Here is a 24767-nt window from a genome sequence, read left to right on the forward strand (position 1 = left end):
ATAGTGAATACCTCACTATCATCAATCAGATTAGTTCTGTCCCGCCGGAGATTGCTGCACCGGATCGATAGTTGCTTCGACGGCCGGACGGTTTTGCAGCACGGTCCAGATAACCACGACAGCCAACACGTCGAACACGGCTAAAGCGGCGAACAGTGGGCTGAAGCCGATGGTATCGGCTAGCGCACCGACCACCAGAGCAAACAGGGTACTGGCTGTCCAAGCGGCCATGCCGGTCAAGCCGTTGGCCGTTGCCACTTCGTTTCGACCAAAGACATCAGATGACAGCGTAATCAGTGCACCAGACAGCGATTGGTGAGCGAAGCCCCCGACGCACAGCAGTGCGATAGCAACGTAAGGGCTAGTGAACAGGCCGATAGTCCCTGGTGCAATCATCAACAGGCCGCCCATTGTGACCACTAACTTACGGGAAACAATCAGGTTAACTTTGAAGTATTTCTGGAAGATTGGCGGCAAATAGCCACCCAAAATGCAGCCCAAATCGGCAAACAGCATTGGCATCCAAGCAAACATGGCGATTTCTTTCAGGTTAAAGCCATAAGCTTTGAACATGAACAGCGGAATCCATGCGTTGAACGTCCCCCAAGCGGGTTCTGCCAAGAAACGTGGGATCGCAATCCCCCAGAACTGACGGTTACGGATAATCTGCATTGCAGACATCTTTTTAGCATTAGAAGTCGAGTGCTGTGCTTCCTGACCACTGAGGATGTATTCACGCTCTTCATCACTCAGTTTTTTCTGGTCTTTCGGGTGTTTGTAGAGAATCAACCAAGCAATGGCCCAAATCAGGCTGAGCACACCGGTGATGATAAACGCCATCTGCCAACTGTGCATAACGATAGCCCACACCACTAATGGCGGAGCGATCATGCCACCGATTGAGGAGCCGACGTTGAAGTAACCCACAGCGATAGAACGTTCTTTCGCTGGGAACCACTCACTGGCGGCTTTCAGACCCGCAGGGATCATCGCAGCTTCTGCCGCACCTACCGCACCACGAGCGATAGCTAAACCACCCCAACTGCTGGCTAATGCGGTACTCATACAGAAAATGGCCCACATGACGGCAAACATCGCATAGCCGACTTTAGTGCCCATAACGTCGAGAACATAACCGGCCACCGGTTGCATCAAGGTATAAGCAGCAGAATAGGCGGCAATAATGTAAGAGTATTGCTGTGTCGTAATATGTAGCTGTTCTTGCAATGTCGGTGCGGCAACCGCAATGGCGTTACGTGTTAGGTAACCCAATATGGTGCCGACAGTGACCAACGCGATCATGTACCAGCGTAAGCCTTTAATTTTACGCATCATTTGTAACTTTCTCCCAGTATAAGATTACTGCTATGAAGCGCAGTCTATAGCCGCATTTCATGGCGCAATTTGGTCCAACCCGACATTACTGTGCATGCGGTGGTACCTGATCTTTCTTAATAGCCATCGCGGTTACCGCCGCTAACATGCCATTACTTTGGATCATGTTTTCTTCTTGAGTTGAGGTTTGAATGACATTCATCGCTTCAACTGCTTTGGTTATCCCTTCCTGTTGAGAGCAGTCGTGCTGTTACTGCTCTCATTCTTGCTTGTCGATTCCCATTTAGGTCAAATCAGCGCGTTTAAACAACATTGCGAATGACCTGACTGAGGACGACGCAACAATAACTTGTCATACAGATTTAAAAGTTGAGTGATATCACAAAAACCACTTTTCAATTAGGGAATAATAGAACCCGACAGACTTAGTGCCGCAAGGGACTAAATAGACGATAAATGTTGAGTATTTGTTCTTTTTGTTAGCATTTTGCGATCTCTATCGATAAAAAAGTACTGGACGATAGAGGAAATTGGTGTGATAACTTCGCGATAACAGGAAGCAGTGCTCTAAGATGTACTCAAGTGAGGAACCTAATATGTCGCAGTTTTTAACCGAAGACTTTTTGCTCGACACCGAATTCGCGCGTCGTCTGTATCATGACTATGCAAAAGATCAGCCGATTTATGATTATCATTGCCATTTACCCCCAGAACAGATTGCAGAAAACTACCGCTTTAAGAATCTGTATGACATCTGGTTGAAAGGTGACCACTATAAATGGCGTGCGATGCGGACCAATGGTGTCGCAGAACGTTTGTGTACCGGTGATGCCAGTGACCGCGAGAAGTTCGAAGCATGGGCGGCAACGGTTCCTCATACCATCGGTAACCCGCTTTATCACTGGACGCATCTGGAATTGCGCCGTCCATTTGGTATTACAGGTAAGTTATTGTCACCTGCGACATCAGAAGAAATCTGGCAGCGTGGTAACGAATTACTGGCTCAAGACAGTTTCTCTGCGCGTGGCATCATGCAGCAGATGAACGTCAAAATGGTGGGCACGACAGATGATCCGATTGATGATCTGCGCCACCACAAAGCCATTGCCGCAGACGGCAGCTTTAACATTAAAGTGTTACCAAGCTGGCGTCCGGATAAAGCCTTCAACATCGAAGCGGCTGGCTTTAACGACTATATGCAGCGCTTAGAAGCGGCCGCAGATACCTCTATTAGCCGTTTTGCCGATCTTTGCACTGCACTGAACAAGCGTATGGATCACTTTGCCGCCCACGGCTGTAAAGTCTCTGACCACGCCTTGGATGTGGTGGTTTATGGCGAGGCGGATGAAGCCACGTTAGACGCTATCTTGGCGCGCCGTCTGGCTGGTAATCAGCCGAGCACGGAAGAGATCGCGCAGTTTAAAACGGCAGTCTTGTTATTCCTGTCTGGCGAATATCATCGCCGTGAATGGGTGCAGCAGTATCACATCGGTGCGCTGCGTAACAATAACAGCCGCATGTTTAATCTAGTCGGCCCAGATATCGGTTTCGACTCCATCAATGACCAACCACTGGCACAGCCTCTATCCCGCTTGTTAGATGCGCAGGGTCTGCGTAATGCGCTGCCAAAAACCATCCTTTACTGCTTGAACCCACGTGATAACGAAGTGATCGGCACTATGGTCGGTAACTTCCAAGGCGAAGGCGCAGCAGGAAAAATGCAGTTTGGTTCAGGCTGGTGGTTCAACGATCAGAAAGATGGCATGCAACGTCAAATGACCCAACTGGCACAGCTTGGTTTACTGAGCCGCTTTGTTGGCATGCTGACAGATAGCCGCAGCTTCTTGTCTTATACCCGCCATGAATATTTCCGCCGCATTCTGTGCCAGATGATTGGCCGCTGGGTGGAAGATGGCGAAGCGCCAGCAGACATTGAACTGCTGGGTTCAATGGTGAAAAACATCTGTTTCGATAACGCGAAACAGTATTTCGCCATTGAGCTGTAATCGCTTAATTAACATTGTTCTTAATTGACATTGATTGATAAACCCAACGTCATGGGTGTTGCGGGCAGTGAGCAGCCTGCAACACCGACGACGAAGGGGGAACGCTAACTTATTCTATTTTTAACGCCTGGCTGAAAAGCACGGACTGTCAGTGATGCACGGTCCAAACAACATGCGTTATGAGGTAAACCCTGATGCAAACACTGAACCGTCGTGACTTTCCCGGCCGTAGCCACCCAGACAAGATTATTCAATTCGGCGAAGGCAACTTCCTGCGTGCATTTGTCGACTGGCAAATCGATTTACTGAATGAACATACCGATCTGAATGCTGGGATCGTGGTGATCCGCCCGATCGACACGGATTTCCCACCTTCACTCAGTACGCAGGATGGCTTGTATACTGCGGTGATCCGTGGCTTGAACGAGCAGGGCGAAGCGGTGCGTGAATCCCGCCTGATCCGCTCCGTTAACCGCGAAATCAATATTTACCGTCAATTCGATGAATATCTGGCGCTGGCCCGTGATCCTAATATCCGCTTTATGTTCTCAAACACCACTGAAGCGGGTATTGCTTGGAACGAAGCAGACCAATTTAACGACGCACCGCCGAGTTCTTTCCCCGCTAAATTGACCCGCTTGCTGTTCGAACGCTTTGAACATTTTGCTGGTGCTGCTGATAAGGGCTGGGTATTGCTGCCGTGCGAATTAATCGATTACAACGGTGAAGCCCTGCGTGAATTAGTCCTGCGCTACGCAAGCCATTGGCAACTGCCGGCTGAATTCACCCAATGGTTAACGCAAAACAATACGTTCTGTTCAACCTTAGTTGACCGTATTGTGACGGGTTATCCACGTGATGAAGTGGCCGCCCTACAAACTGAATTAGGCTATCAGGACAGTTTCTTGGATACCGCAGAATACTTCTATCTGTTTGTTATCCAAGGGCCAAAAGAATTGGCACAAGAGCTTCGTTTGGATCAATTAGATCTGAACGTGCGCATTGTGGATGACATCAAACCTTATAAAGAACGCAAAGTGGCCATTTTGAATGGTGCTCACACCGCGTTGGTGCCAGTGGCTTATCTGTCTGGATTAGATACCGTTGGCCAGACCATGGACGACGCACAAATCAGCAGCTTCGTTGAAAAAGCCATTACCGAAGAAATTGTACCGGTATTGGATTTACCAGAAGACGAACTGTTGTCGTTCTCTCAGGCGGTATTGAGCCGTTTCCGCAACCCGTTCATTCAGCACCAACTGTTATCTATCGCACTGAATGGCATGACAAAATTCCGCACCCGTATCTTGCCTCAATTGCTGACTTATCAGCAACAGCAAGGCAAATTGCCACCACGCCTGACCTTTGCACTGGCTGCATTGATCGCCTTTTATCGTGGTGAACGTGAGGGGCAAACCTACCCGTTGCAGGACGATGCACACTGGCTGGAGCGTTTCTCTACACTGTGGAGCAGTGTAAAACACAGCGACATCACATTGGCTGAATTGGTCAATAACGTGTTGTCTGATGCCAATCATTGGGGGCAGGATTTGACGGCGGTACCGCAACTGGCCAGTCAAGTGACAGAGCAACTGCAATCCATCATTGATAACGGCATGAGAGCGGCAGTAGCGACTTACAGCTAAAGGTTTAACTATGCAAAATATTATAAAAATTCACCCGTTGGATAATGTCGCCGTTGCACTGCAAGATTTGGCCGCTGATGAAGTGATCGATAACGGGGAGTTTAGCGTTAAGCTGGCTCAGCCGGTGGCGCGCGGGCATAAATTTGCCATAACAACCATCGAACCTGGCCAGATGATCGTTAAGTATGGTTTGCCTATCGGCCATGCATTAACGCTGATCGAGCCAGGCGAACATATCCATTCGCAAAATGCCAAAACTAACCTGAGCGATCTGGACGAGTATCAATATCAGCCAGAATTCAGCGAGTTGCCATCACAAATGCCCGATCGTGATGTGCAGATCTATCGCCGTGCTAACGGGAATGTGGGGATCCGCAACGAATTGTGGATCATCCCAACCGTGGGCTGTGTGAATGGGATCGCGCGTCAGATTCAGCAACGTTTCCTGAAAGAGACACAAGATGCTGAAGGGATTGATGGCGTCTATCTGTTCAGCCATCCGTTTGGTTGTTCACAGCTCGGTCAGGATCACGAAAACACCCGTACTATGCTGCAAAATATGGTGCGTCACCCTAATGCAGGAGCGGTGTTGGTGATAGGTTTAGGCTGTGAAAACAATCAGGTAGACGTTTTCCGTACCACATTGGGCGAGGTGGATGAAGATCGCGTGCACTTTATGGTGTGCCAGCAGCAGGATGATGAAGTCGAAGCCGGTCTTGAACATCTACATGCTCTGTATCAAGTGATGCGTAATGATCAGCGTGTGCCGGGCAAATTAAGCGAACTGAAGTTTGGCTTGGAATGTGGTGGTTCTGATGGTTTATCAGGGATCACCGCAAACCCATTATTGGGCCGTTTCTCCGATTATGTCATTGCCAATGGCGGTACATCGGTATTAACTGAAGTGCCGGAAATGTTCGGTGCAGAGCGTATTCTGATGAGCCGCTGCCGCGATGAAGCGACGTTTGAAAAGACCGTAAGTATGGTCAATGATTTCAAACAGTACTTTATTGCCCACAACCAACCGATTTATGAAAACCCGTCACCGGGCAATAAAGCGGGCGGGATTACCACGCTGGAAGAGAAATCGCTTGGCTGTACCCAAAAAGCAGGGCAGAGCAAAGTGGTTGATGTGCTGAAGTATGGTGAACGTTTACAGCGTCCAGGGCTGAATTTACTTAGCGCACCGGGCAATGATGCCGTCGCCACCAGTGCATTAGCGGGGGCAGGTTGTCACATGGTGTTGTTCAGTACAGGACGCGGTACACCTTACGGCGGTTTTGTCCCGACGGTTAAACTGGCGACCAACAGTGAGTTAGCCGCTAAAAAACCGCATTGGATCGATTTTGATGCCGGTAAATTGATTCATGGCACATCCATGGACAGTTTACTGACTGAATTTGTTGACCTGATTGTGGATATTGCCAACGGCAAACCGGCTCGTAATGAAGTGAATGACTTCCGCGAACTGGCGATCTTTAAGAGTGGTGTTACCTTGTAATAAAGGTGTCTTTCAATTAATATGAAACGGTGTTTTATTTTTATTGAATAAGACACGGTGCCCAAGGCACTTGTCGCTGTCGCTGTCGTTAACCTGTTGACAGCGCTAAGTGCTAAGGGGATTCATTGATAATGATGTAAGACACAGTGTGGGCAACCGCACATCAGGACTTTCCCACCATGACCTTCTATTGGTTTGCTCAAGCCGTTGGTGTACTGGCATTTTTTGTCGGTATCACCATGTTCTTCAACCGCGATGAGCGGCGTTTCAGACTTCAACTTTCTGCCTATAGCGCCATTATTGGTTGCCATTTCTTTCTCATGGGTGCCAGTACGGCGGGCAGTAGCGCCATGTTGAATGCAGTGCGTAATCTGGTCGCCGCCAAAACGCGCAGTTTTTTTGCGATGATGGTGTTTATCATATTGACGCTGGCGTTTGGCATTTGGCGAATGCAGCACGCGATAGAAATATTACCGATTTTTGGCACGGTTATCAGTACTTGGGCCTTGTTTCGCACTCATGGGCTGACGACCCGTTGTGTGATGTGGGTTGCCACCGTTTGCTGGGTTATCCATAACGTTTGGTTGGGTTCCATTGGTGGTTCGTTGATTGAAGGGAGTTTTTTGCTGCTCAACGGGTTTAATATTATCCGTTTTCGCCGCTTGCAATTAAAAGGGATCGACCCCTTTAAGGTTGAGAAAAAAGCCACGAAAGAAAGCGTGACTCAATAAAAACGGGGGCTATATTGCCCCCGAGTCATTTGTACTGTCACCGGCTAATGTACTGTCACTGCCTGATTTAGGCGTTTTTACGGTTCGCTAACGGATCAGGATCAGCTAAACGTGCATCTTCAGCTTGGCAAACTGCGGCAGTGAATATCACATCAGTGGATGAGTTCAGTGCAGTTTCAGCGGAGTCTTGCAACACGCCAATGATGAAGCCAACGGCAACGACCTGCATCGCCACTTCATTGGGTATACCAAACATGCCGCAAGCTAGTGGGATCAGTAACAGCGAACCACCGGCGACACCGGATGCTCCACAAGCACAGATTGCGGCAACCACACTCAACAGCAGAGCGGTTGGCAAGTCTACTGTGATACCCAAAGTATGAACCGCTGCCAATGTCAGTACCGTGATGGTAATGGCTGCGCCCGCCATGTTGATGGTGGCGCCCAACGGGATGGAGACAGAATAAGTGTCTTCATGCAGGTTCATTTTCTTACACATTTCCATATTCACGGGAATGTTGGCCGCTGAGCTACGGGTAAAGAAGGCGGTAACACCACTTTCACGCAGGCAAGCGAGCACCAGTGGATAAGGGTTTCTACGAATTTTCCAGTAAACGATCAGTGGGTTGATGACCAATGCCACCAGTAACATACAACCAATCAAGACAACGAGCAGTTGTGCGTAACCCAGCAATGCGCCAAAACCGGTTTCAGCGATGGTAGAGGCGACCAGACCAAAAATACCCAGCGGGGCAAAGCGAATAACCACCCGAACCACCACAGTCACCGCATCCGACATATCAGTAATCAATGCCTTGGTGGTATCTGCTGCGTGACGCAAAGCGATACCCAGCCCAACAGCCCAAGCTAAGATGCCGATATAGTTGGCATTAAGCAGTGCATGGATAGGGTTTGCGATAATGCTGTTGAGTAAGCCTTTCAAGACGTCAACAATCCCACCTGGCGGAGTGATGTCTGCATTTTGTGTCGCCAACACCAACGTGGATGGGAACATAAAGCTGACAGCAACAGCAATCAGCGCCGCAGAGAAAGTGCCTAGCAGATATAAAAACAGAATCGGGCGAATATTGGTTTTTTGCCCTTGCTTGTGGTTGGCAATTGAGGCCATGACCAGCATCAATACCAAAACCGGTGCAACTGCTTTTAGTGCGCCAACGAACAACGTGCCGAACAGACCCACGGCAATAGCAGCTTGGGTGGACACGAGTGCTAAAATGATGCCGGCAATCAAGCCAACCAGTATCTGCTTAACTAAACTGCCGCGGACGATAAATCCGATAAATCCAGAAGGTCTCTTATCCATAGTTTTCCAGTGATGCCTCTTACCGTTATATATCTTATTTTTAATTAATAATCGCGTCAGCCGGAACGGGGCCGAACGAGTATTTTCACACCAATAACTTAATATTATTTGTCACTGAGTATTATTTGTAACTGGGTGTGTTTGCTTTGACAGTATAAGGGAATCTATTGAGCAGGAAAGAGGCAATCAGTAAAATCCAATGCAGATCTAATTTGCATAACATTTTGTTTACATTTATGTGATCGCAATAACATTTGGCTCGGGAAGAGAAGTGCGAGATAAATGCGGGGTAATCACTCCCCGCATAATATATTGTCGCGTTTATGACGTTATTTATGGGCAGACTTATCTGCTGCCGAACGACGATCTGCACGATGATTCACCCACACGTTAATCAACAATGTGAGCGCCAAAATACCTGCCACTACTCCTAATGAGATACCGATAGGAATGTGGAACAGATCAATAATCATCATTTTGATACCGATAAACACCAGAATGACCGACAAACCGTACTTCAACATTGAGAAGCGCTCTGCCACGTTTGCTAACAAGAAATACATGGCGCGTAAGCCCAAGATAGCAAACAGGTTAGAGGTCAAAACAATAAAGGGATCCGTGGTGACGGCAAAAATAGCAGGGATGCTATCGACAGCAAAAATAACGTCACTCAGCTCGACCAGAATCAAGACCAGTACCAAGGGGGTGGCGTAGAGCAGGCCATTTTTACGCACAGTAAAACGGTCACCGTGCAACTCGTCGGTCATACGTAGGTGATTACGAATCCAGCGGACCAAGGGCTTTTCACCGATAGGCGTATCGTCTTCTTTCGCCAATGCCATTTTGATACCGGTAAACAGCAGGAAGGCACCGAACAGATAGAGAATCCAACTGAATTGCGACACCAGCCAGCTTCCGGCAAAGATCATGATGGTACGTAACACAATCGCACCCAGCACACCGTAAATCAGCACTCGGCGCTGCAAATTGGCAGGTACGGCAAAATAGCTAAACAGCATCAGCCAGACGAAGACGTTATCGACAGCTAGGGCTTTTTCAATCAGATAGCCAGTCAGGAATGCGAGCGCTTGCTTATCCGCGATTTCACGGCCGACCGTTTCGGCCAAATACCACCAGAAACCGGCATTAAACAGCAACGATAAACTGACCCAAACTAATGACCAGCAAGCGGCTTGACGCAGTGTCATGGTTTGCGAACCACGACGCCCCTGTAGCAGTAAATCGATGGCGAGCATAATCGTCACCACAACAGCAAAACTGCCCCAGAGTAAGGGAGTACCCACGGTATTCATCATTAAGGAACCTTATAAAAACAAAAACGGCCAACGTCGGAAGACGCTAGCCGCTATGTCTGAGCTGCAAGCAAACCTCGCCTTCCGGCAAGGTCTCACTTACAACTCTAATAATGTCACCGCGCTGATAGAGACTTATCGTTCTACAGAGACTGGGACATTAATGAGGTTGCCCGGTAACCGGGTGCTTTCGCACCGTAATGACGGCAAACCGGCAATGAAGTTACTCCCCTTTGCCGCGCAAAAATAATCGAAAATAGCCTGCCGGTCAATCACTGAAACAAAATATTAACGTTCTACTGACGCACGAGGTCTTTTTTTGGGGACCGCGTTCACTCAGTTGAACCGCAACAGTCGTTATCTTGGCAATACCGCCGGTGGTTGGCTATCTGCTGGGAAAATCACGCCAGTTTGACGACGAATCTCCGTCTGAATACGCGATGTCAGTAATGACAACCGCAACCCATCATGCTCCACCTGCTGGTTCTCAATCAGATGGGCAAAAACCTCAGCTTCATACAGCATAGTATTAATATGTTGTGGTTGCGTTAGGTCTTGTGAATGGCTACCGCGCGGCGTAAAGGCAACAGATTGGCATTCAGAGATACTTTCAATCACCAGCGATCCATCTTCACCCTGAATCTCGCTAGGAATATCAGATTGGCTCACTTTCGAATGGATGATTGCCACATCGAAATCGCCATAGTTCAGACAAACGGTGCCGTGGGCATCCACCCCACTTGGCAGCAAGCTAGCACTGGCAAGCACCGCTTTGGGTTCTCCCCATAATGCCAACGCACTTGCCAAACAGTAGTAGCCAATATCCATGATCGAGCCATTAGAAAATGCTGGATTAAAGGTATTGGGGTTTTCACCATTCAGGTAGCGCTGATAACGGGAGGAGTATTGGCAGAAGTTAATAATCGCCTTGCGCAGTTTACCCACACGTGGAAGTGACTGTTTTAACTGAATAAAATTAGGGAGGTAGGCAGTTTTGAACGCTTCAAACAAAACCACTTCATGGGCGCGGGCGCAGGCCACCAGTGATTCAACTTCAGCCAGATTCGAGGCTAATGATTTTTCGCAAATAACGTGTTTTTTATGACTGAGGAACAGTTTAGCCTGTGGGTAATGTAATGAGTTCGGGCTCGCGATATACACCGCATCAATTTGCTCGCTCGCGGCCAGTGCGTCCAGATCATCGTAATACTCAGTGACGTTATAATCAGCGCCAAATTTTTGTGCCTGATCCAGCTTACGTGAGTAAACAGCAACTAATTTTATTTTGCCGGTTTCGTGGGCAGCATCGACAAAGCGCGCGGTGATCCAATTGGTGCCAATGACGGCTAAGCGAATCATAGTGAACTCCATTCTGGCAGAAGAAAAACACGTTTGTTCGTCAGACTATCATGACCGCAGTGTCGCCGATGGGTTTTATTTCGTTAGCCGTCGATGGCTAATAAAGGGTGCCAAACAGATCCAAATGCGTCAGATAGAGGCGAGTATCAAACTCTAGCTGATGATATTGCGGCTCCATATGGCAACACAAACTGTAGAACGCTTTGTTGTGATCTTTCTCTTTTAAATGAGCCAGTTCGTGAACCACGATCATTTTGAGGAAGGCTTCAGGGGCATTTTTAAATAGCGTTGCGACGCGAATCTCTGCTTTGGCCTTCAACTTGCCGCCTTGTACTCTGGAAATGGCGGTGTGCAGGCCAAGCGCATGTTTCATCACCTGAATTTTACTGTCGTAGGCGACTTTGCTTAGTGGCTGAGCATTGCGCAGATATTGGTTTTTCAAATCCATCGTGTACTGATACAGCATCTTATCGGTATTGTAATCATGCGTTTGTGGGTATCGCTGACGCAATACATTCCCCAATCGTTGATCAGTAATCAGTTGCCGTACCTGAGATTGTAGGTGCTCTGGATAACCTTGCAGATAGGTGAGTTCCTGCATATGTATTTGCTCTGGCTAGTTTGATAAATCGAGTGATAGTGATGTTAGCGCGATAATAACGGTTTCCTATCGTTTAGACAAAGGCGGCCCATGCTGGCTAATGGCTTCGCGGTGAGTTCGTATAAATGCAATTAATCTTCCTGTTTGGCTTTCCTCCTCTCTATTGTGCTGAGTATTTTTTGTCTTGTTGGTCTTGGTTTCGCTAAAATGTCATTTAAGTAAAAAAACAATTTACTGATCGTCCGTTTTAGGGGATAAACAGCCCAAATTTATTATTCAGGAGCGGTGATGAGCCAACTCTTACTGGAAACGCAGAGCCTTGAGCTTGAGCGCTTTCCGCCACAAGAAAATTCGAATACTTTACAGGCGTGGGAAGCAGCGGATGAATATCTGCTACAAAACATTGACTTAAGCCAAATTGATGGCCGCCCAGTACTGGTATTTAATGATCAGTTCGGCACGTTGGCTTGCGCTTTACACGCTCATCGGCCATTCAGTGTCAGTGACTCTTATATGAGCCAACTGGCAACAGCACATAATCTACGGCTAAACCGTCTGGATGAAGACGCCGTTACATTGCTGGGCAGCATGGATGACTTACCTGATGCCCCTAAGCTGGTGGTGATTAAAATCCCTAAAGCCTTGGCGTTGCTCGAGCACCAATTGCGTGCTTTACGCCGTGTTGTCGCACCGGATACCGTGATTATTGCCGGTGCAAAATCCCGTGATGTACATAATTCCACCCTGCAATTGTTTGAAAAAATTCTGGGGCCAACCAAAACAACGTTGGCATGGAAGAAAGCACGCTTGATTCACTGTGAAGTGGCGGATATTCCAGTAACAGAGGCACCAGCAACCACCGATTGGCCGCTGGCGAATACCGAGTATGTGATTCATAACCACGCGAATGTTTTCTCGCGTAATAACCTGGATATCGGTGCGCGCTTCTTTATGGAGATCTTACCCTATGATGTCACCGGTAAAATCGCCGATCTCGGTTGTGGTAATGGTGTGGTTGGTTTAATCGCACTGGAGCAGAATCCGCTGGCAGAAATGCTGTTTGTGGACGAGTCCTACATGGCAGTCGCGTCCAGTGAGTTGAATATTACGTATAACCGCCCGCAAGATTTGTCACGTTGTGAGTTTATGGTGAGCCATGGCTTGGATGGGGTTGAGCGTGAGAGCTTACAGTTGGTGCTCTGTAACCCGCCTTTCCATCAACAGCATGCCGTCAGCGATCATGTTGCATGGCAGATGTTTTGTGATGCCAAGCGCTGCCTGAAAGTCGGGGGCGAGCTGATGATCGTCGGTAACCGTCATCTAGATTATTTCCACAAACTTAATCGTTTGTTTGGCAACTGTGAAACACTGGATTCAAACCAGAAGTTTATGGTGTTAAAAGCGGTGAAGACCGGTTCGTCTCGTTCAGAGGGTGGCGGGTCGGGGAGTTTGGATATGTCGTATAGCGATTTCTAAGTCCCCACTATCCCCTGCGTCCTTGAAGCCACAGGGGTGTTAGCTACGTTCGCGTACCCGAATCACTGACGAGAGTCAGCTCATCGGGATTTGCTTACTTGCCGCCTACCTGTGACTCCAATGACTTTGGGGATGCTCTGGATAACATTGGGGATGTACTTACTTGATCGGATCACTGGTTAATCCAGTGATCCGTTTTTGTGAGTATTAGAAGTGATATTTGATACCAGCTACGGCATTGGCGTTTTTATCATTATAACGGCCCATCTGATAATCGATTGTCGCCCAGACATGCAGTTGTTGCTCAATTTTACTCTCTACGCCAATCTGGAATTCAGTGCTATTTTTGCTTTTGTTCTCAACACGTTGCCCTGAAATAATCGCACCCGTGTTTTGATTCTGGTGCCGCCAGTTAATAGCAAAGAATGGCGTGAATTGGCTATCTGCGCTATCAACGGTTTGCAGATAAGTTTTGGCACCAATACGCGTGACCATATGGCCTTTATTACTGTCACTGATGGACTCACCGTAGACTGTTTTATGCGTTTGAGTTTGTATTCCCTGCAAGGTCAATTGAGCGTTGGGCTGAACGAAATAATTCAATTGATTTGTCGTCGCCATTTTGAAGGTATAGCCACTCTCAATTGAGGTGGTGAAACCGGATGATTTATATTTATCTTCCACTTGTTCTTGGCCATTCACCGTATTATTGAACCAGCTATATTGCGCCAAGGTATCGAAATAGAAACCGGTATTATCTTGTTGCTCTGGCAACCATGAAGCATACACACCAAGGTTATATCCACTCACCGCACCGTTGGCATAATAGCCAGTGACGTTTGAGCGGCTATGGTTTGTGGCTCTGCCTAATCCGGCTAACATACCAAGGCGCCCGTTACCCGCTTGAATAACATCCATCCCCAGTTGAACGGAGTAATATTTTCCGTGGACATCTAATTGTTCGACAGCCTGACCAAAGTTATTTTTCCCGCCTTGGGTGTGCATCCACATGCTGGCGGTTTGCCATTGTCCACTGATTGCATCTTGATACTGATAGCTGCCGGTGCGGTCCTCTAGGCGGGTGTTGAACAAGTTTCTCGCCATCACGATATTGGCAATATAGCTGCCATTTTCAGGTGCATACACTTGTGGTTGACTCGCTGGTGCTGGCACCACTGCGGCTGCTGGCACCACTGTGGCTGTTGGCACCACTGCGGCTGCTGGCGCCACTGTGGCTGTCGGCACCACTGTGGCTGTCGGCATCACTGCTGCTGTTGACACCACCGGTACTGCTGGCACCACTGGCGCATCAGGTCTTGCCTCATCACTCGAGGCGTGTTCAGTCAATTTGGTCGCAATTGGTGTTGTTTGACCCGCATCGTAATCAGCTAAGCTACTACGCAGATACCAGTTTTTATGACGCTCACCCTCACCACGGCCTAATTTGTATTCAAAAGCACCAGCCTTATTACGCCCGAGTTGCTCAAATACGCCGTCAGAGATTCCCAAAACTTCGATAAGAGGAATCCCTATCTTCGTTTCTGCCCCGTTACCATGACTATTCACTATCCTAACTCTAGAATAGCCTGCGGTATCACCCTTAATAAGGATATGGTCAGTGATTGAATTGTCTCCTTCTAACTCAGTTTGGAATAATAAGGTTCCATACTTGCCAGCATAATTACCATCAATGATTAATTTATTCCCTATTTCTGTAGGACTCAAATTAATAGTACTCGTTTTTGATAGGATTAAATCGTTGATGTTAGAGTTTTTTGTCATATTCCAAACGCTATTCTCGCCAATGAGGAGATTGCCTCCCTGTATGGCGGTTGTGAGCGTGGTTTTTTCTAAAACAAGCTGTGTATCTTGTTGACCATTAATTTTACTTTTTAAGAAGATGGCATTAGATAATTTTAATGTTCCATCATTGATGTTCGTATCACCTTCATAAACGAAGTCAGGTGAAAGGATGTGGCCCTTGCTCTTATCCTTGCCGAATAGGGTTAACGTCACCTTTCCTTCTTTAGTGAGTGAACCTAGCCCGTCAATACTGGCATTAATATTGGTGTCATTATTAATATCGAAAATTAATTCACCTTGGTTACGAATCAAATGCCCTTTAGTTTCTAATGTTGAAGTCGGTAAAAAATCTGTTTTTCCTGTTAATGTGACATCGCTACGAAGACGTAATTCTCCTGCTACTTGAGTGTTCTCGAGTGTTACACCTTTTTCATCTTGGGTTATTTGGGAACCTTGAACAAATAATTCACCACCTTTGTAGACTTTAGTATCAAGGGCATTACTATCATTACTCAAATACAGAACAGGTGGTGCTGATTTATCTAAGGGCTTGGGTTCAATAACTGTATCAGAGATTGTTGCTGTTGTGCTGACGCTAACCCCCCCTGAATATATGTATATATCTTCAGCTATTGCTGCTTCTCCATGTTCGTTACCATGTAATTGTAGTTGACCGCCCTGAACACGAATATGCTTAGCAGAGCTTTTATCATGCAGGGAAACAGTTCTGCCTGCCTCTATTTTGGTCTCTTGGATTTGAGTTTCATCTCTGAGAGTTAGCCATACACCTTCGCCTAGAGTAACTTCTACCGCTCGGTCATAAGCGTTGAGAACGGTATCATTATTGATATCCTCTCGATAGTAATTATCTGCCATGGCTGATGGGTGACCTAACATTAAAATAGCGGTTGTCATACACAGTGCGATAGGTGTTTTATTTATTCCAGAAAGTCCATTTTTCTGGCTGTTCTTAACATTCTCTTGAGTTATTGTTTGTGATTTTATTTTATTTTTCATGATTAGTATGGCAATCCATGTATTTAATATAATGATGTGTAACCTGTATCCATTATTGATTTAGGCTACTTTAATTAGACGCTGGTGAATGTAATTAATTTGGTGCTTGGGGTTCAATGAGAGTTTGCTGGGATGAAATTTTATTCTAATGCCTCACTAAAGTTCAGTTTGTTGTTCTTATTAATATTTATTTTTATTGCTAAGTTGTTTTTTCCATTAATTAAAATTTAAATAGATTAATTTTGTATTTAATTTATTGGTAAATTAATTCATATGATGGGGAGTAATTGAGTTGATTAATTATTGAGATTTATTATTCGAGGGACAGGGGGTGGTTTTCACCACACCCGTTATTTATGATTCATTCATTCATGCTAGATAGATAACGCCAGACGAGTCCCTTGATCAATGGCTCTACGAGCATCCAGCTCTGCGGCGACGTCCGCGCCACCAATTAAATGCACCGTTTTGCCCATATCCAGCAAGGGTTGATGCAACTCTCTACGTGGCTCCTGACCCGCGCAGATAATAATAGTATCGACGGGTAGGCAACTGCGTTGTTCTGCGCGAGTAATATGTAGCCCTTCATCATCAATAAGGTCGTAACTCACGCTGTTGAACATTTTCACGCCACGCATGGCCAAACTGGTGCGATGGATCCAACCGGTAGTTTTCCCCAAACCCTCACCCACTTTACTGGTTTTCCGCTGGAGCAGAAAAATCTGTCGTGGCGACGGTTCAACTTTTGCCCCCGCCGGTGATAAGCCGCCGCGATGTGCCAGAGCTTGATCGATTCCCCATTCATGACTGAATGCCGCGCTATCCAAGCTGCTGGACTCACCGGTTTGACTGAGGTATTCCGCTGTATCAAAGCCAATTCCGCCTGCACCGATAATGGCGACCCGTTCACCCACCGGCTTTTTATCACGTAAGACATCCAGATAGGTCAGCACTTTTGGGTGCTCAATACCTTTGATGGCCGGTAAACGTGGCTGGATACCACAGGCAAGGATCACCTCATCAAAATCAGCGAGTTGCTGCGCTTGCACTGGCGTATTCAATTGCTGAATGACCCCATGAAGGACCAACTGACGACGGAAATAGCGCAGCGTTTCGTAGAATTCTTCTTTGCCAGGGATCTGTTTAGCGATATTGAATTGACCGCCGATATCGGAGGCGGCATCAAAGAGCGTCACTTGATGACCACGACTGGCGGCGGTGACGGCAAAGGCTAATCCCGCAGGCCCAGAGCCAATGACAGCCAACCGCTTCGGTGTTTCTGTCGGTAATACGGGCATTTCAGTTTCGCGGCAGGCGCGTGGGTTAACCAAACATGACGTCAGCTTCCCATCGAAAATCTGATCCAAACAAGCCTGATTACAGCCGATACAGGTGTTAATTTCGTCGGCTCGATCCTGTTTAGCCTTTTGGACAAATTCCGCATCGGCTAGAAAAGGGCGTGCCATCGAAACCATATCCGCGCAGCCGTCGACAAGAACTTGCTCAGCAACTGAAGGGTCGTTAATCCGGTTCGTGGTAATCAGCGGGATACTGACTTTACCCATCAATTTACGGGTCACCCAGCTAAATCCGGCTCGCGGCACCATGGTGGCGATGGTCGGAATGCGCGCTTCATGCCATCCGATACCGGTATTAATTATCGTTGCCCCAGCCTGCTCAATGGCTAAGGCCAGTTGTTCGATCTCATCCCAGTTGGAGCCTTCTTCGACTAAATCAAGCATCGACAGGCGATAAATTAGGATAAAATCAGGCCCCGTTGCTTGCCGCACCGCCCGTACAATTTCAACCGCAAAACGCATTCGGCGAGTGAAATCGCCGCCCCATTCATCATCACGATGATTGGTTCTGGCCGCGAGGAACTGATTAATAAGATAGCCCTCCGACCCCATCACTTCGACGCCATCGTAGCCTGCCTGTTTGGCAAGCAAGGCGCATTGGGCAAAGTCGGCAATGGTTTGCAGCACTTCATCATGGCTCAATGCTTGTGGCGCAAAGGGATTGATGGGCGCTTGCAAAGCGGAAGGCGCCACGGGTTGCTTCTGATAGCTGTAACGGCCTGCGTGAAGAATTTGTAGCGCGATTTTGCCGCCTGCGTGATGCACGGCCTCTGTCACTATTTGGTGGTGGGGGACTTGTGCTGGGTCATTCAGTATTGATGCCCCCTGATAGACCACGCCTTTTTTATTGGGTGCGATGCCGCCGGTCACTATCAAGCCAACACCACCGGCGGCCCGTTCAGCATAGAAGGCCGCCAAACGTTGTGGCCCATCAGGCAATTCTTCCAAACCAGTATGCATTGAACCCATCAACACGCGATTTTTTAGCGTGGTAAAGCCGAGATCAAGCGGCGCGAGCAGGTGAGGGTAAGCTAACATTGCAGTCTCCATCGGGTGTACTTCTGGCTCTATTAATCAGCTCAATACAGCCAAACCGTTGTTGTTATTTCTCGCCGCCCTCGCGTATTTAGCAAGTGGTCGGATGAGATTTTTTATTCAAATCTAGACGGTGGCGTGCAGCTTGGGAAATTGCGATGTACTGAATGTGATAGCCGTCATGAATATGACAGAGAAAGAGACGGTATCGCAGCGAAGGATACCGTGGCAAAGAAATGAGCTAAGCGTTACGTTTATAGAGGCCAGCAATCATAAAGCAACTGAATGAACTGAACAGCATCTCAATCCCGACCAAGGTGGTGACCAACGTGATCGACATTAGTGGCCCTGCACTGACCAACAAATAAGTGATCACTAAATCCAGCACCCCTAGTAGGATTTGCAGCCATGCACCCGGCATCCCCCATGTTTTGAATCCCGTGATGAGCCGCATTATCCCGCCAAAGGCAAAGAGTACAGCTAAGACAATGGCCAGGCTTATCATGCCTATCGCTGGATTTGTGACGAAAACATAACCCATAACAATGTATGCCACGCCAAGCAGAATACCGGTGACCATCGGCCAAAGATTATGGGAGCGGTTGGCTATCATCCCGACTATCAGGGCAATCCCGCTGAGTAGTAGCAGAATACCGATGATTTTACTCAGGACAACGCTGGACGCCAGTGGGTTAATCAGGCAAAAGATCCCGCCCAGTAACAACAAAATGGCAATGACTCGCATGATTAATCGCTGCTTTTTTAATACGCTTTCATCAAGATTCATGAGGTATTTTCGATCAATATTAAGCATGACGATAACTCCTGTATGATCAGAATAGTGTGATTGATGACTGCGATAAGTATAAGCCTATCATGTGACGCATAAATAAAATTAATGATATCAATGCAATTGTAACGTGGCATATTTCCTTTACAGGATCAGCCACGCTGCTGAAAGTGAATTCAGTGAGGGGGAGGTTTTAACGTACGTGATATAGCCGGTCACCGGTATAACCAATCCGTTGAGAGATTGATAACGCCGCTTGTGAAACCAGGGTTCCCAGCTCTTTAACGCGCTCTGGATTACCGATCATTTTTGATGAGAGACAGGCCACGCTGATAGCCGCAAGCGGCGCGTTATGTGAGTCATAAATGGGGGCAGCCACACAAAAGACATCCATATTGTGTTCGCGATCATCAATCGCATAACCCCGTTGGCGTGCTTCGTTCATCTCTGCAATCAGGCGTTCTTCGGTCGTAATGGTGGTCGGGGTAATCGGGGGCATTCCACCGGTGCGGCGGACAATATCGAGCAAGCGTTCGTCGGAATAAGCAGAAAGTAGCGCTTTGCCTAAACCGGTGCAATACATCGGCCGATTTGCGCCCAGTTTACACGATGTGCGTACTGAACTTTCGCTCTCCGCTTTATCCAGATAAACCAGCATTCCGCCACTTTCAATCGCGAGGAATGAGGTTTCGTTTACTTGAGCGGTAATCTTCTCAAGCACCGATTTTGCGACATCGTAGAATGGCTTTTTATCACGATATCCGGAACCGACCTGAAATAGCTTAACGCCAAGCCGATAGGACTTAAGACGCTCGTCGGCAATTTCAAGGTATCCTTTATCGACTAGCGTATAAATGATATCGAACGCGGTGCTTTTCGGGATCGCCAGACTTTTACTGATTTCAGTGATGGTTAATTCATTTGGACTGTGTGCGAGCAGCTCGAGAATTTCAATTGCCCGCCCCACTGAACGATTAAACTTGTCCATTGAAGGCATGCCTTAACAAATATTTTTGCCATTATACCGTATCTAACCATTCTGAATGCGTAAAAAAAAGACGCTTTATCAACGCCTTGATCACAGCTCCGGCAGTGTTATGCTGCCGGACGCCGATCCATTTTTGTACCGCAGGGGCGTCATACCGGTATCTACCGGCATTTACCTTGGCGGAATGTCGTGACGAAATTATCGGCAAGCTCAGTTAAGCCTTGCCAATTTCCGTCTGCAATCATCTGCTTATTGATAAGCTCACTGCCTACGCCCACAGCAAATGCCCCTGCTTTGGCAAAGTCAGCAGTATTGGCAAGTGTGATCCCACCGACAGCGATAAGGTCAAGGTTATCGAGAGGTCCACGAATCTCTTTGAGATAATTGACCCCCAACGCATTCGCTGGGAACAGTTTGAGTAGATCAATCCCCATGCGGCAGGCTTGCAACATTTCACTGGGCGTGACCACGGCTGGGATCATCAAGCGCTGATGTTCGTGGACGATTTTGACCACTTCAGGATTAAAATCAGGAGCCAGTACAAAGTTGGCGCCCGCGTTTATCACTAATTGAGCCATAATTGGATTCAATACCGTTCCCGCCCCAACATACATTTTGTCGCCAAATTCAGCGGACAACATTTCAATGCAGGGTAAAAAACCAGACGTATTGCAGGTCACTTCAATCACTCGGATGCCACCGTCATACAATGCCTGTGCCAGCGGTAACACCTGTTCCGGTGTGATGTGGCGCGCAATCGCGATGATGCCAGTGTCTTCTATGGCTTGAATCACTTTTTGCTTTATCAAAGCATTTTCCTTCTTTACGGCGAATTAAGTCTTACTCACCAGTAGAATGGAGATTTCCCATTGCTACTGGTGCCATCATATTGTTTTTACTTAGTTTGTTGCTGTAATTGGTTTGGTCACCAAGAACCAGTAACACAGTGCTGCACACCCAGCGATGATACCGCCGCTCACAAAGGCCAGCGTGTATGACCCCGTCGCATCTGCAATCATCCCAGTGACCAGCGGCGATAACGAACCCGCAAAGTAGCCACCAAAATTCTGAATACTGCCGACTGAACCGACCATGGCAGAAGGCGCAACATCACCCGGTAATGCCCAACCGGTTGCAGAAAGGGCAGAGAGCAATGCCATTGCCACAACCAATAATGCCAGTGTTGAACTTAAGCTGGTCGCAAAAGGAATACAGACTACGGTAATACCTGCTAATAAAGCCGATACACTGATAGTGACGCGTTTAGCGACTAACGAATCTTTAAATATTTCGCGGTCCATTAACCATTTTGAGATATATCCACCGACCACTGCACCGACAATACCGCCGAAATAAGGGATACTGGCATAAATACCGAGAGACTTAAGTTCTATATTTTGGGTTTTCATTAAATAAAGCGGTAAGAACGTGGTGAAGATATTCATCATCCATACGTAACAGAACCAGCCTAATATCATTCCCCATACACATTTATATTTGAATAAAGAACCCCAGGTTATTTTTTTACCGTCATCACCTATCGCATTACCCACGGCTGTACCGCCACCGCCTTCTTTTATATAATCCAGTTCTTCTTCAGTAATGGTTGGGTGTTTTTCAGGTTGATGATAAAGAAAAATAAAGAAAATCAGGAAAACTAAACCCAGAGCACCAGCAATATAAAACAGTGAGCGCCAGCCAAAGGGAACAATAATAGCGACCAAAATCGGTGGTGCGATTGCTGGACCCCATTTAGACGCTGCATCCCAAAAACCGGTAGCGAGTGCACGTTCTTTTTTCGGGAACCAAGTGGCAGTTATTTTAGCCGCTCCCGGCCAGCATGGCGCTTCTGTCACACCCAATAATGCACGGGCAAAGAGAAGTGAGGCGAGGCTACTACATGCCCCAGTGAGCATGGTTGCGCCACTCCATAAGCCAATGGCCCAACCATAGACTTTTTTGGGACCAAGTTTATCAACTAACCAACCAGAAGGAAGTTGACACATCGCGTAAATCAGTGCGAAAACAGACCCCATCAAACCGATATCGGTATTGGTTAGATTCAAGTCTTTCATCATATCAGGTGCAGCAATAGATAAACTTGCCCTGTCTATATAGTTAATAATACCGCCGACTAATAATAGAAATACAACAAACCATCTTTTCTTTCCGACTTTATTTGCAACTACCGCTGTTGTTTTTACGGTTGTATTCATGGTGATTGCCCTATTAATACTTCATTCGTAGGATAAAGTGATTACAAAAGCTGTTTAAATCGTGCTAACTCCAGAATACCCAGACCCGATAGCGGTTTCGGATTATCTTCGATAACACGTATTTCCCCGGTAAAGAATGCATCATCATTAATCAATGTGGCGAAAGCCTCTTTAAGGATCTTTTTCCCGCCAATGACAATGGTCATATCAGATGTGATATTTAATGCATCACTGTTTTTAATGGCAGAAATATCACTGGACAGTACGGCACCCAATAAGAAATTGGCTTTCTCATTTTTTGATTGATGAGCAAACATGTCGAGAATACGAACTGAAAAACAACTGCGTGAAAGGCCGACTTTTTGACACGTTCGGCTGCCTTCTAGCAATGCACCCTCATCTATTTCGTCAGCAAAACCGTGTTGCAGTGAACTGGCTAGAATCGTATTTTGCGTAATGACATCTAATAATTCGCCGCCAATAGTGGTGACACAACCGGTAATTCGATTTTCCGCATCAATACGAACGAATTTAGAATGCGAGCCGGGCAAAATAATCAGTGCTGGTCCTTGTAAGTCCATAGATTGGATGACTCCAATGACCTCTGTCTCTTCGCCGCGCATGATATCCATCGCTTCGACGTTTTCTGCTGTGACGAGTTCGGTGTTGTTACGCACCCCAGGGACAAACCAAATCGGCTGTTCAGCGACTTCAGGCATGTCTACTTTCACCATCCCCTGAGCGAGTTCTGCAACTCCCGCTGGCGCAATCTGATGCGCTAATTCGTAGAGACCGACATTAGATGTGATCATGCCAGATGACAGCAAAATAAGCGGATCGTGGTAGCTAATGTTGGCTTGTTTCATGGCGTCGTCAATGGCGGCTTTCACCGCGTTCATTAACGTATCTTTACTGCCACTGATTGCGGTGTCACGAACACCAACAGCCTGAAAAGATTGGGCAATAATGCCATCATCTTTCCAAACGCTAACGCGGGTGTTTGTGGTCCCTGTATCGATGGTGATAATGTACATAGTAATTTCCCAGAGGTTAAGTTAATACCGATTAATATTGCGTTAGTAAAATTTTAATGTGCAATTGATTAACAACATTCTGACTTAAAAATGAGAGTGCTAGTTAAGTACGGCCTATATTTAATGTGGATGGCTTAAATAGTTAAATACAAAACAGTTAAATGCAATGTTCATGGGTGTAATTCTTAGCAATATAACATGCGCCTTTTATGCCTAACATGGCAATTTCTTCAGGGTTAGTAATCGAGATGATATTATTTTTAATTGCTTTAGTTTCTTTTAACATTCCTTGATATATTTTGCATCGTTCAGAGTTACCGATGAATATAATATCGCCGGTAAGTGAGAAGCCTTGTTCTTCTGCTTCATCAAACAATTTCATATCATCCGCTGCTATTGTTGATTCACAATAGAATTTTCTTTCTGCTGCTGTTGTCGATAATGAGAATTGGATAAATCGCGTAAACAGAAGGCTACGCAGTAAACCAGCCTTGCTCACGCATTCATAGGCATACTTGAGAATATCTGTACTGTAGAAATCCTGAGTATTGCTGTCAGAATCAATCATGCTCGAATTGATAAAGGTTTCCTTTCTGACTGCTGCATAAACTTGCCCACTCAAGGACGTGATACTGCCAGCAATCGCCCCCTCTTTATTGATGTGGATGAGCTTTGTCGTTGATCCTAGCTCCACAATGGTGGCGGGTAGCGTTAATGACATGCTTGAGATAACACCTATGGCCTGTGTTTCTTCTCCACGCATCAGATCTATCTTTCTGATGTTGTCCCATGTGGCTTCGCCAATATCATTTTTAACGCCAGGAATGAATATAATAGGCAGATCAATCGGTAAGACTTTATTCCCCTCAACCTCACAGGTATGTTGCGCGAAGTCATTGATATTAACCGGCGCAATGAGATGAGGAACCTCCAACAGACCCAGATTAGATGTAATCATGCCAGAGGCAATAGCAAAGTCGACATCGTGCAAAGAAAGTTTATTTTGATTGAGTAATGACTTTATTGCCTCGGTGAGGGTGAGTTTGAGCAGCTGGTTATTGCCATTACTGACAGTGCTATTTACGCCAATAGCAACTTCATATTTATCCTTCACCTTTTCCTGATCAACTAAATACAGTCTGGTATTTGTTGAACCACAATCAATAATTATGTACATATGAATTCCCTGGTAGAGGCCATTTGTGAGCTGAGAGAGACAATAAAATTATTGCCT

19 protein-coding genes are annotated in these 24767 nt (G+C 46.8%); 6 read left to right on the forward strand and 13 right to left on the reverse strand.

Annotated features, from left to right (window positions below):
* Positions 1-30 precede the first annotated feature (30 nt).
* Positions 31-1335, reverse strand: coding sequence for an MFS transporter (locus BN68_RS17555; protein ID WP_019212480.1), 1305 nt, complete (start codon positions 1333-1335; stop codon positions 31-33).
* A gap of 596 nt (positions 1336-1931) precedes the next feature.
* Here BN68_RS17555 and uxaC point away from each other — a divergent pair.
* From uxaC to BN68_RS17575, 4 genes are all read left to right on the forward strand, one after another.
* Positions 1932-3341 carry a glucuronate isomerase gene (uxaC, locus tag BN68_RS17560; protein ID WP_019212482.1) on the forward strand — a complete coding sequence of 470 codons (1410 nt, stop codon included), beginning with the start codon at positions 1932-1934 and terminating at the stop codon, positions 3339-3341.
* Positions 3342-3535: 194 nt separating this feature from the next.
* Complete coding sequence (locus BN68_RS17565) at positions 3536-4987, forward strand: tagaturonate reductase (RefSeq protein ID WP_019212483.1); 1452 nt, start codon at positions 3536-3538, stop codon at positions 4985-4987.
* A 10-nt stretch (positions 4988-4997) separates the two neighbouring features.
* Positions 4998-6488 (forward strand): UxaA family hydrolase, encoded by a 1491-nt coding sequence (locus tag BN68_RS17570; protein ID WP_019212484.1) that lies wholly within the window; start codon positions 4998-5000, stop codon positions 6486-6488.
* A 179-nt stretch (positions 6489-6667) separates the two neighbouring features.
* Positions 6668-7219 carry a YgjV family protein gene (locus BN68_RS17575; protein ID WP_019212485.1) on the forward strand — a complete coding sequence of 184 codons (552 nt, stop codon included), beginning with the start codon at positions 6668-6670 and terminating at the stop codon, positions 7217-7219.
* A 67-nt stretch (positions 7220-7286) separates the two neighbouring features.
* Here the strand turns inward: BN68_RS17575 and sstT are convergent, their stop codons facing one another.
* Together sstT and BN68_RS17585 are read right to left on the reverse strand one after the other, a co-directional pair.
* Positions 7287-8543 (reverse strand): serine/threonine transporter SstT, encoded by a 1257-nt coding sequence (gene sstT, locus BN68_RS17580; RefSeq protein WP_019212486.1) that lies wholly within the window; start codon positions 8541-8543, stop codon positions 7287-7289.
* A 329-nt stretch (positions 8544-8872) separates the two neighbouring features.
* Positions 8873-9859, reverse strand: a complete 987-nt coding sequence (locus BN68_RS17585; protein ID WP_019212487.1) for a TerC family protein — start codon at positions 9857-9859, stop codon at positions 8873-8875.
* A gap of 52 nt (positions 9860-9911) precedes the next feature.
* On the opposite strand from BN68_RS17585, the gene BN68_RS24010 reads away from it, so the two are divergent.
* Positions 9912-10106, forward strand: coding sequence for a hypothetical protein (locus tag BN68_RS24010; RefSeq protein WP_019212488.1), 195 nt, complete (start codon positions 9912-9914; stop codon positions 10104-10106).
* A gap of 107 nt (positions 10107-10213) precedes the next feature.
* On the opposite strand, the gene BN68_RS17590 is transcribed toward BN68_RS24010, so the two are convergent.
* Positions 10214-11215: a Gfo/Idh/MocA family protein gene (locus tag BN68_RS17590; RefSeq protein ID WP_019212489.1), complete on the reverse strand. Its 1002-nt coding sequence runs from the start codon at positions 11213-11215 to the stop codon at positions 10214-10216.
* 97 nt (positions 11216-11312) lie between these two features.
* Positions 11313-11816: a M48 metallopeptidase family protein gene (locus BN68_RS17595; protein ID WP_019212490.1), complete on the reverse strand. Its 504-nt coding sequence runs from the start codon at positions 11814-11816 to the stop codon at positions 11313-11315.
* Positions 11817-12104: 288 nt separating this feature from the next.
* On the opposite strand from BN68_RS17595, the gene rlmG reads away from it, so the two are divergent.
* Complete coding sequence (gene rlmG / locus BN68_RS17600; protein ID WP_019212491.1) at positions 12105-13292, forward strand: 23S rRNA (guanine(1835)-N(2))-methyltransferase RlmG; 1188 nt, start codon at positions 12105-12107, stop codon at positions 13290-13292.
* Positions 13293-13499: 207 nt separating this feature from the next.
* Here the strand turns inward: rlmG and BN68_RS17605 are convergent, their stop codons facing one another.
* From BN68_RS17605 to BN68_RS17640, 8 genes are all read right to left on the reverse strand, one after another.
* On the reverse strand, positions 13500-16112 hold the full coding sequence (locus BN68_RS17605; RefSeq protein WP_042806927.1) for an autotransporter outer membrane beta-barrel domain-containing protein: 2613 nt from the start codon (positions 16110-16112) through the stop codon (positions 13500-13502).
* 374 nt (positions 16113-16486) lie between these two features.
* Positions 16487-18508, reverse strand: a complete 2022-nt coding sequence (locus BN68_RS17610; RefSeq protein ID WP_019212493.1) for an NADPH-dependent 2,4-dienoyl-CoA reductase — start codon at positions 18506-18508, stop codon at positions 16487-16489.
* Between the two features lie 238 nt (positions 18509-18746).
* The gene (locus tag BN68_RS17615) at positions 18747-19319 is read right to left on the reverse strand and encodes an HdeD family acid-resistance protein (protein WP_019212494.1); all 573 of its coding nucleotides are present in this window, start codon (positions 19317-19319) and stop codon (positions 18747-18749) included.
* 169 nt (positions 19320-19488) lie between these two features.
* Positions 19489-20283: an IclR family transcriptional regulator gene (locus tag BN68_RS17620; RefSeq protein WP_019212495.1), complete on the reverse strand. Its 795-nt coding sequence runs from the start codon at positions 20281-20283 to the stop codon at positions 19489-19491.
* Between the two features lie 161 nt (positions 20284-20444).
* Positions 20445-21092 carry a bifunctional 4-hydroxy-2-oxoglutarate aldolase/2-dehydro-3-deoxy-phosphogluconate aldolase gene (locus BN68_RS17625; protein ID WP_019212496.1) on the reverse strand — a complete coding sequence of 216 codons (648 nt, stop codon included), beginning with the start codon at positions 21090-21092 and terminating at the stop codon, positions 20445-20447.
* A gap of 90 nt (positions 21093-21182) precedes the next feature.
* Positions 21183-22499 (reverse strand): MFS transporter, encoded by a 1317-nt coding sequence (locus tag BN68_RS17630; protein WP_019212497.1) that lies wholly within the window; start codon positions 22497-22499, stop codon positions 21183-21185.
* A 41-nt stretch (positions 22500-22540) separates the two neighbouring features.
* Complete coding sequence (locus BN68_RS17635; RefSeq protein WP_019212498.1) at positions 22541-23533, reverse strand: 2-dehydro-3-deoxygalactonokinase; 993 nt, start codon at positions 23531-23533, stop codon at positions 22541-22543.
* 157 nt (positions 23534-23690) lie between these two features.
* Entirely contained in the window at positions 23691-24710 is a 1020-nt protein-coding gene (locus BN68_RS17640; protein WP_019212499.1) for a 2-dehydro-3-deoxygalactonokinase, read from the reverse strand.
* Between the last annotated feature and the right edge of the window lie 57 nt (positions 24711-24767).

This window comes from Yersinia massiliensis CCUG 53443, from assembly GCF_000312485.1.
Classification (GTDB): domain Bacteria; phylum Pseudomonadota; class Gammaproteobacteria; order Enterobacterales; family Enterobacteriaceae; genus Yersinia; species Yersinia massiliensis.

Bases quoted from the DNA above. Each gene is read 5' to 3' on its own strand.
- BN68_RS17555 (WP_019212480.1), bottom strand. From the start codon at position 1,335: ATGATGCGTAAAATTAAAGGCTTACGCTGGTACATGATCGCGTTGGTC.
- uxaC (WP_019212482.1), top strand. From the start codon at position 1,932: ATGTCGCAGTTTTTAACCGAAGACTTTTTGCTCGACACCGAATTCGCG.
- BN68_RS17565 (WP_019212483.1), top strand. From the start codon at position 3,536: ATGCAAACACTGAACCGTCGTGACTTTCCCGGCCGTAGCCACCCAGAC.
- BN68_RS17570 (WP_019212484.1), top strand. From the start codon at position 4,998: ATGCAAAATATTATAAAAATTCACCCGTTGGATAATGTCGCCGTTGCA.
- BN68_RS17575 (WP_019212485.1), top strand. From the start codon at position 6,668: ATGACCTTCTATTGGTTTGCTCAAGCCGTTGGTGTACTGGCATTTTTT.
- sstT (WP_019212486.1), bottom strand. From the start codon at position 8,543: ATGGATAAGAGACCTTCTGGATTTATCGGATTTATCGTCCGCGGCAGT.
- BN68_RS17585 (WP_019212487.1), bottom strand. From the start codon at position 9,859: ATGATGAATACCGTGGGTACTCCCTTACTCTGGGGCAGTTTTGCTGTT.
- BN68_RS24010 (WP_019212488.1), top strand. From the start codon at position 9,912: ATGTCTGAGCTGCAAGCAAACCTCGCCTTCCGGCAAGGTCTCACTTAC.
- BN68_RS17590 (WP_019212489.1), bottom strand. From the start codon at position 11,215: ATGATTCGCTTAGCCGTCATTGGCACCAATTGGATCACCGCGCGCTTT.
- BN68_RS17595 (WP_019212490.1), bottom strand. From the start codon at position 11,816: ATGCAGGAACTCACCTATCTGCAAGGTTATCCAGAGCACCTACAATCT.
- rlmG (WP_019212491.1), top strand. From the start codon at position 12,105: ATGAGCCAACTCTTACTGGAAACGCAGAGCCTTGAGCTTGAGCGCTTT.
- BN68_RS17605 (WP_042806927.1), bottom strand. From the start codon at position 16,112: ATGAAAAATAAAATAAAATCACAAACAATAACTCAAGAGAATGTTAAG.
- BN68_RS17610 (WP_019212493.1), bottom strand. From the start codon at position 18,508: ATGTTAGCTTACCCTCACCTGCTCGCGCCGCTTGATCTCGGCTTTACC.
- BN68_RS17615 (WP_019212494.1), bottom strand. From the start codon at position 19,319: ATGCTTAATATTGATCGAAAATACCTCATGAATCTTGATGAAAGCGTA.
- BN68_RS17620 (WP_019212495.1), bottom strand. From the start codon at position 20,283: ATGGACAAGTTTAATCGTTCAGTGGGGCGGGCAATTGAAATTCTCGAG.
- BN68_RS17630 (WP_019212497.1), bottom strand. From the start codon at position 22,499: ATGAATACAACCGTAAAAACAACAGCGGTAGTTGCAAATAAAGTCGGA.
- BN68_RS17635 (WP_019212498.1), bottom strand. From the start codon at position 23,533: ATGTACATTATCACCATCGATACAGGGACCACAAACACCCGCGTTAGC.
- BN68_RS17640 (WP_019212499.1), bottom strand. From the start codon at position 24,710: ATGTACATAATTATTGATTGTGGTTCAACAAATACCAGACTGTATTTA.